We start from the raw sequence: 14,420 nt of genomic DNA on the forward strand, positions 1-14,420 counted from the left end.
TTATACACTTTTAAGTAGCATACTTTCCATAGTTAAGCCTGGTCCGAAAGCAAAACTGAGTACATTTTTGTCAGGACTAATTTTTTTACCTAACAGGTCTAATACGAATAGCACAGAAGGAGACGACATATTTCCGAAGTTTTCAAGTACCTCATTTGCCACATCGTTTACACTTTTGGATAAATGAAGCCCTTTTTCCACCGCTTCTAAAATCCGTTTGCCACCCGGATGAATGGCATAATGATCTATATCCGTTAACAAAAGCTTAAATTTTTGCATTAATTTTTCGGTGAGCCTGGCAATATTCTCCTCTATAATTTCAGGTACATAAGAAGTTAGCTTCATTTCAAAACCTAAATTGCCAATGTTCCAGGCCATTTCTTGTTCAGAATTATCATCTACCACACTTTGAAACCCCTCAATAGAATATGGAGCACCGATTGAATTATTAGATACAACCACTGCAGCTGCCCCATCTCCAAAAAGAGTATTGGCTAAAAGATTATCCTCATTGAAATCGGACTGAAAATGGATAGTACATAGCTCAAGGCAAAGAATTAAAACTTTAGAATCAGGCTCAGACCTGCAAATGTGGTAGGCGGACTTTAATGCATTGAACGCTGCAAAACATCCCATAAACTGAATGCTGGTTCTTTCTATACCAGCATTTAACCCTAATTTTTTAATGAGCTGAATATCCAATCCTGGAGCAAACATGCCTGTACAACTCACAGTAATTAAGTGCGTAAAAGATTGTGCTTCATTAAATTTTAGCACAGGCCTGATGGCCTCTTCTGCTAACGGCATTGCAAATTTTTCAAAATGCCTCATTCTCTGTTCCGTTCCCGGCTGACCTGCAAACTCAGAAATTTTAGGATAAAATGTCCATCTGCTGTCATCCTGGTGCTGGTAATCTTCTATTACTGTGTGCCTTTTCTTAATTCCTGACATTCTAAAAACAGCCTTCAGCTTTCTGCTTTCTTCTTCACTCAATCTCATAGCTTTTTCCATAAAACCGGCTATTTGAGATTGTGGTATGGCTGTGGCAGGGTTAGAAGTTGAGATAAGGTTGATGTATGGCATAGATATGGTTTAAAATCCCTATATTAAGCAAAAATGTGCATAATTTGTTCGTGCTTTTGCTTCATTTAATAATTAGCATGAAGGAAAGCTGGCAGAAAAATTATTTATTATGCTACTTACGAAGTTTTAATAGAGCTATCCATTAGATTGCACAAAAAATTTAACCTGAAGAAATGAACTCAGCCATTTCAATACTTAAACATTTAAGAATCCCTTTCTCTTTTCTGCTGATGCCGGTTTTTCTCTTTGCATTGGCAATTAGTGGTAACCTTTCAGAAACCAGAATAATTCTGGTATTTATTATTCTACATGTTTTAATTTACCCCGCAAGTAATGCCTATAATAGCTATTTTGATAAAGATAAGGGCAGCATTGGGCTGCTAAGAAAACCTCCCCCAGTTTCTATCGGATTATATTATACCAGTATTATTTTCGATTTCTTAGGAATAGCATTAGCATGGATAATCAGCATGGAGTTTGCAGTGCTGGTCTTTATTTACGGGCTGGCCTCAAAGGCTTACAGCCATCCTGGTATCAGATTAAAAAAGCGCCCATGGGCAGGTTGGTTTGTTGCAGGATTTTTTCAGGGCCTTTTTACCTTTTTTATGACTTATGTAGGAATAAATGATTTTTCCCTTGAAATCTCTTTGTCGTGGAAAGTGATTTTTCCTGGTCTTTTAACTTCCCTCTTTTTGTGGGGCTCCTACCCAATGACGCAGGTTTACCAGCATGAGGAAGACTCAGAAAGAGGGGACAAAACCTTATCTATTGTGTTAGGAATTAAAGGAACCTTTATTTTTACACTAATAGTTTTTCTTTTGGCTACCCTCAGTTTCGAATATTATTTCATCACTTATCATAGCAAGGAAATTGCAGTGGCTTTCTTGCTATTTATGTTGCCCACCGTATTATTTTTCATGATCTGGTTTTTCCGGGTAAACAGAAACGAGGAAAAGGCTAATTTTTCCTGGACCATGGGTCTCAATTTTCTTTCAGCCATCTGTCTCAATGCATTTTTTATTTATTTCTTTTTAAAGAGCTCTCATCTGTTGCAGCTTAATATGTAAGCATTTTTCTGTTGATATAAACCTAAATCAGCAACTTATGTGCTGTAATCCGTTATTATAGACAGAACCAAACTTTTTGATTATGAACATTTTAGTAATAGGAGCCAACGGACAGATTGGTTCAAAAATAGTAAATAAAATACATAGTAATTCTCCTCATGATGCAATAGCTATGGTGCGCAAAGAATCTCAGAAAGAACAGTTTGAGAAAAAAGGAATCAAAACTGTTCTTGCGGATTTGGAAGAAGATTTTAGTCATGCATTTGAGGGAAATAATGCAGTAGTGTTTGCAGCAGGTAGTGGCGGAGATACAGGAGCGGATAAAACTGAAGCTGTTGATAAAGAGGGGGCACAGAAAGCTATAGACTTTGCAGTAAGACACAAGTATATACGATTTATGATGATCAGTGCATTTGGAGCCGATTTCAATCCGAATGAGTGGCCAGAAGAAATGCACCATTATTATAGTGCAAAATCTGCAGCAGATGATTACCTGCAGCAAACTAATTTAAACTATACTATAATAAAGCCAGGTATGCTCACTAATGATTCACCTAAAAATAAGGTGGATTACGGAGAAAGAACAGATGAGAGATCGGGATCTATTCCTCGTGCTGATGTGGCAGAAGTACTGGTAAAAAGTATTGATGCTGAAAATACTTATGGAAAATCTCTGGAGCTACTTTCCGGTAATTATTCTATAGAAGAAGCAATAGAACAAATAGGAGAACCGATTTCAGAAAACAACTTTATTAGATAATTCATGAAAGCCCGAAAGGGCTTTTCTTTTCCCCCATATACTGCCTAACTAATCATTATTTGATTGGATTTTCTAACTTTGAGGAAAAATTCCTCAATGTTAAAAAAAGCAATAAGAGTTTTATTATTTACAGTTGTGCTTTTGGGTATAATATACCTTCTATTGCCTAATTATGCACAAAATGCTTTTCTTCACCTAACAGCTAATATTGATGACTACGAAATTTTTGAAAACAGAACAGTAGTAGCCAGCAACCCCAAGCCATGGAAAATAGCCCCTGATTATAATAAATACGAGCTTGGAAGTGCCTATCAGCAAATTTTAGATAAATATTCTACCACTGCTTTTTTAGTAATTCAAGATACAGCCATTCTGTTTGAAAAATATTATGAAGGATATTCAGAAAACGAAATTTCAAATTCTTTCTCAGCCGCTAAAAGCATAATTAGTCTTTTAATAGGAATTGCCATAGATGAAGGTAAAATCCAAAGTGTCTTTCTGCCTGTAGCTGATTTCATTCCTTCTTTTGAAAAAGGAGAGAAAGAGGCAGTTACTATAAGAGATTTGCTAATGATGAGTTCAGGTATTGAATGGAACGAAGCCTATATGAATCCATTTTCTGTCACCACTCAGGCCTACTATGGAGGAGATTTAAAAGAAATAGTAAATAACCTTCGGATGGAAGGCATTCCGGGAGAAAAGTTTGAATATAAAAGCATAAATACACAGGTTTTAGCTGAAGTATTAGAAGTTGCCACCGGTCAATCTGTTAGTGATTATGCCAGTAATAGGTTGTGGCGCAAGATTGAAGCAGAAAATGATGCACTTTGGAGTCTGGATCATGCAGGTGGTATGGAGAAAGCTTTTTGTTGCTTTAATAGTACAGCACGTGACTTTGCCAGAATTGGCCAGCTAATCTTAAATAATGGGAGGTGGAACGGAAAAGAAGTTGTTCCTGTAGATTATGTTGAGGTAGCTACAGCACCAGCCAAGTATACAGGCACAGAAGAAGAATTAACACATTATGGTTATCAATGGTGGATTCTGAATTGGCAGGGAAAAGAAATTCCTTATGCGAGAGGCATCTTAGGTCAGTATATATTTGTATTAAGAGATAAAAATGCAGTTGTAGTTCGTCTTGGAAAAGGAAGGGATACCATCTACGAAGGGCAACACCCAAAGGATGTTTATAACTATGTGGAAGCAGCTTACGCTTTATTAAAATGAAAAACATTAAATTTTTACGTACAATCTACTGGATTTTGTGGGTAGCAGTGCTTATAGTTTTCTATTATAGTTTACGCTATGCCGGAGATCAAGCGATGGAGTTCACTGTTTTGGCCCTTATATTTTGGGCCCTTGCATTTGGCCTTAACAGATACATCAAAAAGCTGGAAGCAAATGGTGAGGAATAGTGATATTACCTATTTAAACAATTAGTTTGCCTAAAGCCCTAAATTATATCCTCAAAAAATAACTGATCATCGAATAATTCATTCTTAAAGAAGGATTAAATATTACTATTCTTAAATTTTTTTTAAATTACCATTTAATTTACTCTAATTCAATGCATTTGTGAAAAAGCTGATACTCAAAATCTTAAATGCTGAAGAGCTTGAATCTAAAAGAGTATTTTTACTCTTGCTAATGGGCTTCTTCATGGGCTTTTTTGTTTCAGGGCTTTCCGTTGGTGCAGAATCACTTTTTCTAAACAATTTTAATGAAGAAAATGACCTTCCTTTAGCCATTTTGGTATCAGGTTTGTTTGGCCTGGTGGCTACAGCTATTTACAATTATTTTCAATCAAAAGTATCATTTCAAAAGTTAGCTTCAGGCACTTTACTCATCATCTTTTTATTACTGGCAGCTGTTGAAATAGCTTTTAGTTTTCTACCTGACGTAACACCACTTTATTTTTTAACTTTCACTTTTGTTCTACCTTTTACTTACCTGATCCTTTTGATTTTTTGGGGGGCATTTAGTCGTTTGTTTGATCTTCGACAATCTAAAAGGATTATTGGAGGCATTGATACAGGACAACTGTTGGCTTCCATTATAGCCTTATTGGTAGTGATACCCTACATCCTGAACTCCAACTCTTTTAATGAAAGAGACTTACTCACTTTAAGTTTAGTTAGCATTGGAGGCATGTTTCTCGCTTTCACATGGTTGATGAAGAGTGCTCAAAAACATTTAAGAAGGGCTACCGGAAATCGGTTTGTTCCTTATAAGAATGTGTTTGCAGATAGGTATATGAAACTCATGATAGCTTTTGTAATCATTTCCATGATAGCTGTCAATTTTATTGACTATTCATTCTTTAGTGTCACAAGTGCCCAGTTTAATAAAAATAACCTGGCTCTGTTCCTTACTTACTTTAATGGAGCAGTAATTGTTTTCAGTTTTCTATTTCAGACTTTTGCTACAGATAAAATCATTGCTCTATACGGGCTAAGAGTTTCTTTATTGATTAATCCTGCATTAATTATTATGATTACAGCAGTTGCCTGCTTTGTAGGAGTTGCTTTTGGCTACACACCCGATAATCCTACTTTTATTTTCTTTTTTGTAATAATAGCTGTAAGTAAACTTTTTGTGAAATCTCTTAAAGATGCATTGGATGAACCGGCCTTCAAACTTTACTTCCTTCCTTTAGAAGAAGAAAGCAGGTTTGATGTGCAGACAAAAATTCAAGGCGTAATTAATGCTTTCGCTGGTCTTATCGCAGGTACAATAATCTTAATTTTAAATACGATAGAAATTTTTAATCTATTAACTATTTCTGTCGCTGTTTTACCTGTTTTACTTGTTTGGTATTTTATAACCAAGAAAATGCACAAGGGCTATAAAAGGACATTAGAGCATACGCTGGAAAACAATAAAAGGAAATCAATCAGTAAATTTTCTAATGAGTATTCTATCAGTAGGCTCTTGCTAAAGGAAGTGCAGGGCGATGATGAAAACAAAAAGCTTTATGGCTTAAAGCTAATGGAAAAGCTGGAGCCAATACATTTTGAAGAGTATAAAAATAACTTTGCAGGTAAAGCATCACCTGCTTTACAATCTTATTTACAAGCCTCTCCGGTCAGCTCAAGTGCTTTCTCTGGTGGGATCTCAAAAAAACTGGCTGAAAAAGCATTCAATGAAGGGCGCTCAAGAGATGTTATTGCGCTTACTTTTGAAGAACTTTCATCTTTATCAAGATCGCTTGATCCTGAGAAGAGGGTTCAGGCGGCAAAACTTTTTGTTCAGTATGCTGATGTTAAAAACCTTTATTTATTGCTGGAGCTGCTGAAAGATGCCAATTTATTGGTACGGATGGAGGCTATTCATTCTGCAAGACAATTAAAAAGACATGAAACATGGAATATCCTGATAGATATGTTGGACTCCATACAGTTTGCCCATGCTGCTTCAGCTGCCTTAATAGCTAGTGGAGAACCTGTTTTGCAAAACCTTGAAGCAGCATTCCATAAGTCAGGGCAATCTGACAAAATAATGATTTCAGTAATCCGGATAATGGCTAAAATTGGAGGTAAAGAAGCAGAACGGTTACTTCTAAAGAAGATAGATTTTCCTGATAAGCGAATTGTTTATGAGGTATTGTCCGGCTTTGCTTATACTGATTTTAAAGCAGTGGGTAATCAGGCTCAAATAATCCTTCAGCTTATTGATGAAGAAATTGGAAAGGCATCCTGGAATTTGGCAGCCTTAACTGAATTACCTCGGGAAGAAAAATATAAATCACTCCGGAAGGCATTTAAGGAAGAGCTTGATAAAAATTATGAGCAAATCTTTATGATGCTTTCACTGGTGTATGACACGCAATCTGTTTCTCTGGTGAAAGAAAATATACTTTCAGAAACAGCTGATGGCATAGCGTACGGACTGGAATTGCTTGATATGTTCTTAACTGCTGATCTTAAACCTAAGCTTTTTCCCCTTGCAGATGATATTAGCCTGTCAGAAAAATTAAGCCTGCTGGAAAACTATTATCCACGGAAGCATTATGAGCCATCCGAGCTACTTAATAATATATTAAATCGGGATTACAACCAGCTATCCCGCTGGGTAAAAGCATGTGCACTTTATACGTTAGCTTTTCAGGAAGATTATAAAACTAAATATTCAGTAGTGAGTCACTTCTTCAATAAGGACAAACTGCTTCAGGAAGTGGCCGCCTGGCTTGTTTACCATAGAAATCCTGGCAAATTTGAGCAAATTGCTCAGCGGATTAGTCATGAAGAAAAAATAGACTTGATAGAAACGGTTGCAAACAACCGTTTGGAAGATGGCTTAAACGATGGTTATTTTCTACTTGTTGAAATTGTGTTATTCTTGAAAGAGCTAGAAGTGTTTAAGCAAATAAATGGAGCAGCTCTTTGTGATCTGGCAGATCATACAAAGGTTATCCGATTAAAGGAAGGAGATACTATCAACCTCTCCCTTCCCCAAAACAATGCTATTTATGTAGTTGCTGAAGGAGAGTTGGAAATTCAGGAGGAAAACGGCACTACTGTAAGCCTTAGTAAAGGAAGCATTTACGGGGAACTTTTCATCCCTGAAAAAAGATTAATCTCTGGCAAAATGTTGTCCTTTACTGATGCTGTGGTTTTTCAGCTAAACATCAATAACTTTTATACTCTTATGTCTCAGAGTAGGGAGTTTACCAATCAATTATTTACGGCCATTACCAATTCCGAACCAGTAGCGGTATGAAAAAGAAATTAGTAATAAATATATATTTTGCTGAAAATGATAACGTGGCCATTTTGAAAAATAATGGCTGGGTAAGCTATTTCAGAAAATTTTTAATGATGACTTTAAGGCAAACATCAGATGTAGCCTTTCAAACAGAGCTGGTTTCTGATCAGGAAAAAGAGCCTATCGCTGCAGGAGATATCAACATAGCTATATTGTCTCAAAACTTTATTACCTCCGGGATCTGTCTCGATAGAATTGAACAGCTTTTTAATTCTGAGAATAGTAGCAACTCAACACATAGAATATTTACGGTATTTAAAACACCTTTAGAGTACACTCAGGTACCTGAAAAGCTAAAACCATTAACAAAGTATGCCTTATATGGTAAAAATGATGGAGCAGAGCATAATTTTATTGATTTTTTTAGCATAGAGGCCCAAAAGAATTACTGGATGAAAATGGTGGATTTATGCTTTGATATCTATGAAACAATGTTGTCCATACATTCAGTTGAAGAAGACAGATTGCCTGAAGTGTACAAAAGAAAGGCAGTTTATTTATCTGAAACAGGGCAGGATTTAGCCGGAGCCAGAAATATTATTAAAAGGGAACTTACTCGCCACGGATATGAAGTATATCCTAAAAGTAACTTACCGCACGATTATCAGAACTTAAAGAACAGAATAGCGACAGACCTAAGTAATTGTCAGTTTTCATTACATATGGTGGGTAGCTCTTATGGCTATATTCCGGATGGCATAGATATTTCTGTTCCCGATTTACAAAATGAAATGGCGGCTGAAAGAGCACGCGAAAAGCCGATAGAAATAAACCGATTGATCTGGATTTCTCCTTCCTTAAGTTTTGCCAGTGAAAAACAGAAAACGTTTATCCATCACTTGAAAAGAGACGAGATGGCTTCTTCCGGAGCAGAAATTCTACAAACATCCTTGGAAGATTTTAAAAACACACTTTGGGAAGAATTACTTGATGAAGGCCTGAATAAAAAATTAAGGCAGGCTAAGTCTTTAGAGCATGAAAGTAAACCAACCATCTACTTTGTTTACGATCTTATAGATGATGAAAAGGTAAAACCCATTATTGCTTCGCTGGCCGGTTTTAATATCAAAATTATTACTCCATCACATAAAGGTGATTTAATGGAGAGGAGAAATCACCATATAGATGCTTTAAAGCAGATGGATGCTGCGATAGTTTTTCAGGGTCTGGTAAATGAGCAGTGGGTACATATGAAACTACTTGATTTGCTTAAAGCACCAGGCTTTGGCAGGTATAAACCAGTTTTAGGAAAACTTTTTCTAACCACCAACCCTAACGCAATTGACGAAGGTTACCAAACACGCTATGAAGTGACGTTAGATAATTCTCAAACTTTTCAAAAGCTTGAGCAATTTATAAAGCAAATAAAAGATGCTTACGCAAAAGCACAATCCTTAATTGAGCAATAATATTTCTATGAAAGAGCTGAACACACCCATTTCTGAAATATTAATAGCTAAAGCAGGAAAAAATCACAATCCTTTTCCAGGTCTTCGTCCATTTAAAATTGAGGAGAGTCATCTGTTCTTTGGTAGGGAGGGCCAAAGTGATGAAGTATTATTAAAGCTTTCAAAACATCGATTTGTTGGAATTATTGGCCCTTCAGGTAGTGGTAAGTCCTCTTTCATATATTGCGGAGTACTTCCTATTTTATATGGTGGTTTTTTAACAGGGAAAAGTACGGAGTGGGAAGTAGTTGTTACAAGGCCCGGAGCAGCACCCATTGAAAATATGGCGCAGTCTCTTTTGGAGTCTGAGCTTTCTTTAAACAGCCTTTCTGAGGAAGATAAAATTATTCAAAGAACAATTATCTCATCCTTGCTGAAAAGTTCCTCTATGGGGTTGGTGGAAACTATATTGCAGTTTAAGAAGAAAAAGGAAAAAAATTACCTCATTCTTGTAGATCAGTTTGAAGAGCTTTTCCGCTTTAAGGATTCGGCTGATATACAATCAGTAAATGAAACCTTAGCTTTCATTAATTTATTAATGGAAGCCATTAATTATGCTGATGCCCCCATCTATGTGGCCATCACTATGCGGTCTGATTTTATTGGAGAGTGTTCACAGTTTCCTGAGCTTACCCGTCAAATTAACGACAGCCAGTATTTAATTCCTCAAATGACGCGCGAGCAGAAAAGGAGAGCAATTACCGGTCCCGTGGCTGTAGGAAATGCACAAATAGCTCCTAATTTAGTGCAGCAATTATTGAATGATTTAGGGGATAACCCTGATCAGCTTCCCATTTTGCAGCATGCACTGATGCGTACCTGGGATTATTGGAGCCAGTTCAGGGATTACCCTGAAGAACCGCTTAATATCAAGCACTATGAGGCAATTGGTACCATGGCAGAGGCACTTTCTTTGCATGCCAATGAGGCTTATGATGAACTAAATGCAGAACAGCAACGAATTTGCGAATATCTTTTTAAAGCTATAACGGAAAAGAGAGGAGGCATTTACGGAATTAGAAGGCCTACTACCCTCTCGGAAATTGCTGCTATTTCCAATGCTTCACAGGATAAGATTATTGAAGTAATTGAAAAGTTTAGAGATCCTGAACGCTCACTTTTAACGCCACAATACGGAATTCCTCTTAATGGCGCATCTGTCATTGATATTTCTCATGAAAGCATTATGAGGATATGGAGCAGGCTTAAGAACTGGGTGAATGATGAGGCTGAGGCAGTTAACATGTATAAGCGATTAGCCGATGCTGCTGCAATGTATCAAATGGGGAAAACAGGCCTTTGGAGACCCCCTGATTTACAATTAGCAATGAACTGGCGTGAAAAACATCAGCCTACTTTAATTTGGGGACAACGCTATGATGTGGCTTATGAGAGAACTATATCCTTTCTGGAGCATTCGGAAGAGGAATTTGCTATTGAACAGCGGGCAAAAGAGCTTCAACAAAAACGAAGATTACGTACCGCAAGAATTACCGCTCTATTTATGGCCCTTGCTACGGTAATCTCACTTTTGTTTTTAGTATATGCATTTTATCAGCAAACGGAAGCTAAAAAAGCAGCAGCCATAGCGAGAGAGCAGGAGCAAGCGGCTATTACTAGTGCAAATATTGCCAAAGAAGAAAGAGACAATGCCACTAAGCAAACAAAGCTGGCTGAGCAGAGGAAAGTAGAAGCAGAAGAAGCTTCAGCAAGGGCCAGTCAGGAAAAAGCACGTGCTGAAAGTGCAGCATTATTAGCTGAGCAAAGAAGAATTATTGCTGAAAAGCAGGAAGGAATTGCCAGCCAGGCAGCTATAGATGCCAGAAAAGCAGAAGAAATTGCTAAAAAGGAAAGAGAAACAGCACAGATTGAGAAGGCAAGGGCCGATCAGCTTAGGTACCTGGCAATAGCCAATGCCATAGCCATCAAATCTACCCAACTCAGGGATGTTGAAATGAAGGCTTTGCTGGCTCAACAGGCCTATGTATTTGATAAGAGATACAATAATTACAGGTATGACCCTGAAGTGTATGACGGATTATATTATGCGCTTAAAGGATATCATCATCCAATTACTGACAAAATAAAAGCACATGAGAAAGCTGCAAAGGTAGTAGTAACTGGTAGGGAAGAAAATGATTTTTTTACTGCAGGTTCCACCGGAAGTATTCTTCATTGGAAAAAAACAGGTGATAATGAATGGCGTGCTGACACCATAGTAGGTCAAAGAGAACGAAGAGTGATTAAATCCCTTGTGTATGATTCTGAAAATAATCAACTGTTTGCTGCCGGTCAACTAGTTAAGCAAAATGGGGCCTCCATCATTGAGCAGTATGACCTAAACAAGCAGCCGATTCAATTAACAGAGTTGCAAGGCTTAAAAGGCTCTTTTGTTAAAATGCATAAGAACGGCAATAGTTTATGGGTGCTAGATGAGGCAGGTAAGTCAATAAAAAGTTTCACTAACGAGAAACTTGAAACAGTATATGAGTCAAGTACAAAAATTAATGATTTTGCTATTGGGGATAAAGGAGCCACAATATATGTAGTCACACAATCAGGACAGTTAATTTTGTCAGATAAGTCAAGTGGAACCGATTCTGTATTGTTCTTGAACGATGGAGCACTTACTTCATTAGAAAGAAAGTTTCATTTTACGGCTATAGGTGATGAGAAAGGATCTCTGAAGTTATTTTCTAATGAGGATTTTAGTGATTATAATGAACTTACAGGTCATTTTGGAGCAATCGATGCAATTAAGATTAGCGATGACGGCTCAAATATGTTATCTGCAGGAAAAGACAAGTCTGCAAGAATCTGGAACCTCTCTGAAATAACGCAGCAACCTATTGTTTTAGCAGATCACAACGATTGGGTGTGGTCTGTAGCTTTCACTAAAAATAAGAGTAGAGTTCTATCTGTTACTGAAGATGGTTATTTACATATTTGGCCTATGCAAATTGATCAAATGGGTAATTATTTATGTGATGAACTTAACCGAAGTATGACAAAGGTAGAGTGGGCTACCTACATAGCAGCTGATTTACCATATGAAAATCCATGTGATAACGCGAAACCTAATGAATTATCTTATGAAACAAAGTAATTTAATCGCATTAGTAATTATCCTGTTTCTACCGCTTTTGGTTAAAGCCCAGACCAACTGTGTCCAAAATTTAAGAAACGCCAGAAATTTATATGAGGAGGGTCGGCTTAATGAGTTGCCCGAGTTGCTTTCAGCCTGTATTGAATCGGAATTTAGCAAAGAGGAGAAAGTGGAGGCTCTGAGATTAATAACGCTAGCCCATTTGTATAATGAAAATGAAGCAGAGGCTGAAGCTGCTTTTTTAAAGCTTCTTCAGCTTGAACCGGAATACCGGGTAGACCCGGCTACTGAGCCTGCCGAACTTGTTATTTTGAAAGAGAAATTCGATACTGACCCTAAATTTTCTTTTGGAGTAAAGGCCACTCAGATCATAAACTTTGTGCAGGTGATGAACCGAAATGTTACCTTAACCAATGCCAGCCCCGGCACCTATGAGCCAAGCTTAAACATTAGCTTTGGAGCCTTTTTCCAATATCCGTTTACGAAAAATTTATCTGCTAATGTGGAAGTACATTATGTAGGGAGGGTTACTTCTTTAGAAAGACCTATACTTGCAGAAGCTGGTGAAAACAGAATACAGAAGGTAAGTGAAAGCCAACAGAGTTTTGATGTTCCGCTGCTCATTAATTATAAAATGCCCTTTAAACTTTTTCCTGTAGAAATTACAGGTGGTACCGCTCTCCACTTCTTACAATCTGCTTCTCTTACATTGGAAGGTGTGGGGGAAAATAGAACTAATCAGGATATTTTACCTTATAGAAATACATTTAATATGAGTGGTGTACTTGGACTAAGATCTGAGTTCAAAATTATTGGTCGAAATTATCTATCGGCCGAAATACTATATCAACATAAGTTAATGAACGAGGTAAACTTACCATCGCAAATGGACGAGCTTCAACTTGATATGCAGCTAAGAAACGGACATAGTGAGTTTAACTATAAAGCGCATTCTATTTTGATCCGTGTGGGCATCAGAATTCCATATTTTAAGCCCCAACTTAAATGAAGAAAGTGTTAAAATATATTAGTGGTCTATGTTCGCTGGTAATGATTGCTCTTGTCAGCTGTAATACAGAGGAAGATGTTCAACCAAAAACAGGAGAATCATTTATCAGACTGATTCCCGGGCAAGGCTCAGATAATCCTGTGGCTATGACTCCTTTGGCAGATGGCTCCATATTGTTAGTGAGTAATACAATAATTTTTGAAGAGCAAGTTTCCATGAATAAGATCAGGCTGGTAAAAATGAATACTGCCGGAGAGGTTGTTCTTGAAAAATCCTATCCTTCCGGAGAAGAAAACTGGTCGGCCAAAAATATCAGTGTCAGGAACAACTCTATTCTTGTAGCAGGAAATTCATCTACACTCAATGATAGTACAGGGCTGCTATTTTTTAAGGTCAACCTGCAACTTGATTCTATAGGCACACTACAGCTCAGAGAGCCTGGAGAAATTATTTCCATGAATGGCATTGGAGAGGGAGACGAAAACGACATTTTATTTTTAGCCTCCGTGCGGGATGCAAAGGGAAATAATAAAGCACTGGGCTCTGTAAATTATGAAAACCTAAGTATTACGTGGGTAAAAAGAGATAATAAACGTTCCAGTCCTACTACCTCCATTCTTCCTTTTGAGGAAAACCAACTTGCCTGGGGAGTGCAGGCAAACAATTATTCTGAAATTGTACGCACGGACACTTCGCTACTCCAGTCGCAATCTGTTTTTGTACAGATACCAGGCTCTTCAGCAGTTCAGGCAAAATCATTGTTTGCCCAACCGCAAAATGAAATGATGATTTTTGGAGAAGCAAATTTTAATACTGGCAGAAGGATATTCTTTTTTAATACCTCCACAGGGCTGAAAGGTACCTTTGCAGAAGAGGGAAACATTACTTTAAATAATGCACATAAAGTTGAAGGCGCCTACCTTTTATGCGGAGCTGCAGAGATTGGCCTGGCGGAAAATAATACTTTTCAAAAGGATTTTCTTTTGATCAAAACGGACGAATCTGGCAGAGAAATGTTCAGAAAAAGCTTTGGAAGCAGTAATAATGAGGAGCTTTTTGATGCTTTTATGATAGAAAACAGAATTTATGCAGTAGGCTCTACAAGTTTTGGAGGAGTAAATACGCTCTTATTAATGAAAATGACTAACAAAGGAGAGCTCTTAAACTAATAAACATTAAATAG

10 protein-coding genes are annotated in these 14,420 nt (G+C 37.3%); 9 read left to right on the top strand and 1 reads right to left on the bottom strand.

Annotation, left to right across the window (positions count from 1 at the left end):
• Window positions 1–1,083: a type III polyketide synthase gene (locus IEV85_RS13655; RefSeq protein WP_188464274.1), complete on the bottom strand. Its 1,083-nt coding sequence runs from the start codon at window positions 1,081–1,083 to the stop codon at window positions 1–3.
• A gap of 173 nt (window positions 1,084–1,256) precedes the next feature.
• Here IEV85_RS13655 and IEV85_RS13660 point away from each other — a divergent pair, with 173 nt between their 5' ends.
• The 9 genes from IEV85_RS13660 (at window position 1,257) to IEV85_RS13700 (ending at window position 14,406) form a co-directional block, all read left to right on the top strand.
• Window positions 1,257–2,150, top strand: coding sequence for a UbiA family prenyltransferase (locus IEV85_RS13660; RefSeq protein WP_188464276.1), 894 nt, complete (start codon window positions 1,257–1,259; stop codon window positions 2,148–2,150).
• A gap of 82 nt (window positions 2,151–2,232) precedes the next feature.
• The gene (locus IEV85_RS13665; protein ID WP_188464278.1) at window positions 2,233–2,910 is read left to right on the top strand and encodes an SDR family oxidoreductase; all 678 of its coding nucleotides are present in this window, start codon (window positions 2,233–2,235) and stop codon (window positions 2,908–2,910) included.
• 96 nt (window positions 2,911–3,006) lie between these two features.
• Entirely contained in the window at window positions 3,007–4,137 is a 1,131-nt protein-coding gene (locus tag IEV85_RS13670) for a serine hydrolase domain-containing protein (protein ID WP_188464280.1), read from the top strand.
• A complete protein-coding gene (locus IEV85_RS13675) occupies window positions 4,134–4,325 on the top strand; it encodes a hypothetical protein (protein WP_188464282.1) in 192 nt (63 codons plus the stop codon). Before IEV85_RS13670 ends, IEV85_RS13675 begins: the two co-directional genes overlap by 4 nt.
• A gap of 160 nt (window positions 4,326–4,485) precedes the next feature.
• Complete coding sequence (locus IEV85_RS13680) at window positions 4,486–7,629, top strand: hypothetical protein (protein ID WP_188464284.1); 3,144 nt, start codon at window positions 4,486–4,488, stop codon at window positions 7,627–7,629.
• Window positions 7,626–9,083 carry a DUF4062 domain-containing protein gene (locus IEV85_RS13685; protein ID WP_188464286.1) on the top strand — a complete coding sequence of 486 codons (1,458 nt, stop codon included), beginning with the start codon at window positions 7,626–7,628 and terminating at the stop codon, window positions 9,081–9,083. Before IEV85_RS13680 ends, IEV85_RS13685 begins: the two co-directional genes overlap by 4 nt.
• A 7-nt stretch (window positions 9,084–9,090) precedes the next feature.
• Window positions 9,091–12,228, top strand: coding sequence for an nSTAND1 domain-containing NTPase (locus IEV85_RS13690; RefSeq protein WP_188464288.1), 3,138 nt, complete (start codon window positions 9,091–9,093; stop codon window positions 12,226–12,228).
• A complete protein-coding gene (locus IEV85_RS13695; RefSeq protein WP_188464290.1) occupies window positions 12,215–13,237 on the top strand; it encodes a porin family protein in 1,023 nt (340 codons plus the stop codon). The genes IEV85_RS13690 and IEV85_RS13695 overlap by 14 nt, the downstream gene beginning before the upstream one ends.
• The gene (locus IEV85_RS13700) at window positions 13,234–14,406 is read left to right on the top strand and encodes a hypothetical protein (RefSeq protein ID WP_188464292.1); all 1,173 of its coding nucleotides are present in this window, start codon (window positions 13,234–13,236) and stop codon (window positions 14,404–14,406) included. The genes IEV85_RS13695 and IEV85_RS13700 overlap by 4 nt, the downstream gene beginning before the upstream one ends.
• Window positions 14,407–14,420 lie beyond the last annotated feature (14 nt).

The organism is Marivirga lumbricoides (assembly GCF_014636295.1).
Taxonomy (GTDB): domain Bacteria; phylum Bacteroidota; class Bacteroidia; order Cytophagales; family Cyclobacteriaceae; genus Marivirga; species Marivirga lumbricoides.

What these genes read in the sequence shown, in the direction of transcription:
- IEV85_RS13670 (WP_188464280.1), top strand. Translation starts at nt 3,007, where the DNA reads ATGTTAAAAAAAGCAATAAGAGTTTTATTATTTACAGTTGTGCTTTTG.
- IEV85_RS13695 (WP_188464290.1), top strand. Translation starts at nt 12,215, where the DNA reads ATGAAACAAAGTAATTTAATCGCATTAGTAATTATCCTGTTTCTACCG.
- IEV85_RS13655 (WP_188464274.1), bottom strand. Translation starts at nt 1,083, where the DNA reads ATGCCATACATCAACCTTATCTCAACTTCTAACCCTGCCACAGCCATA.
- IEV85_RS13660 (WP_188464276.1), top strand. Translation starts at nt 1,257, where the DNA reads ATGAACTCAGCCATTTCAATACTTAAACATTTAAGAATCCCTTTCTCT.
- IEV85_RS13675 (WP_188464282.1), top strand. Translation starts at nt 4,134, where the DNA reads ATGAAAAACATTAAATTTTTACGTACAATCTACTGGATTTTGTGGGTA.
- IEV85_RS13690 (WP_188464288.1), top strand. Translation starts at nt 9,091, where the DNA reads ATGAAAGAGCTGAACACACCCATTTCTGAAATATTAATAGCTAAAGCA.
- IEV85_RS13700 (WP_188464292.1), top strand. Translation starts at nt 13,234, where the DNA reads ATGAAGAAAGTGTTAAAATATATTAGTGGTCTATGTTCGCTGGTAATG.
- IEV85_RS13665 (WP_188464278.1), top strand. Translation starts at nt 2,233, where the DNA reads ATGAACATTTTAGTAATAGGAGCCAACGGACAGATTGGTTCAAAAATA.
- IEV85_RS13685 (WP_188464286.1), top strand. Translation starts at nt 7,626, where the DNA reads ATGAAAAAGAAATTAGTAATAAATATATATTTTGCTGAAAATGATAAC.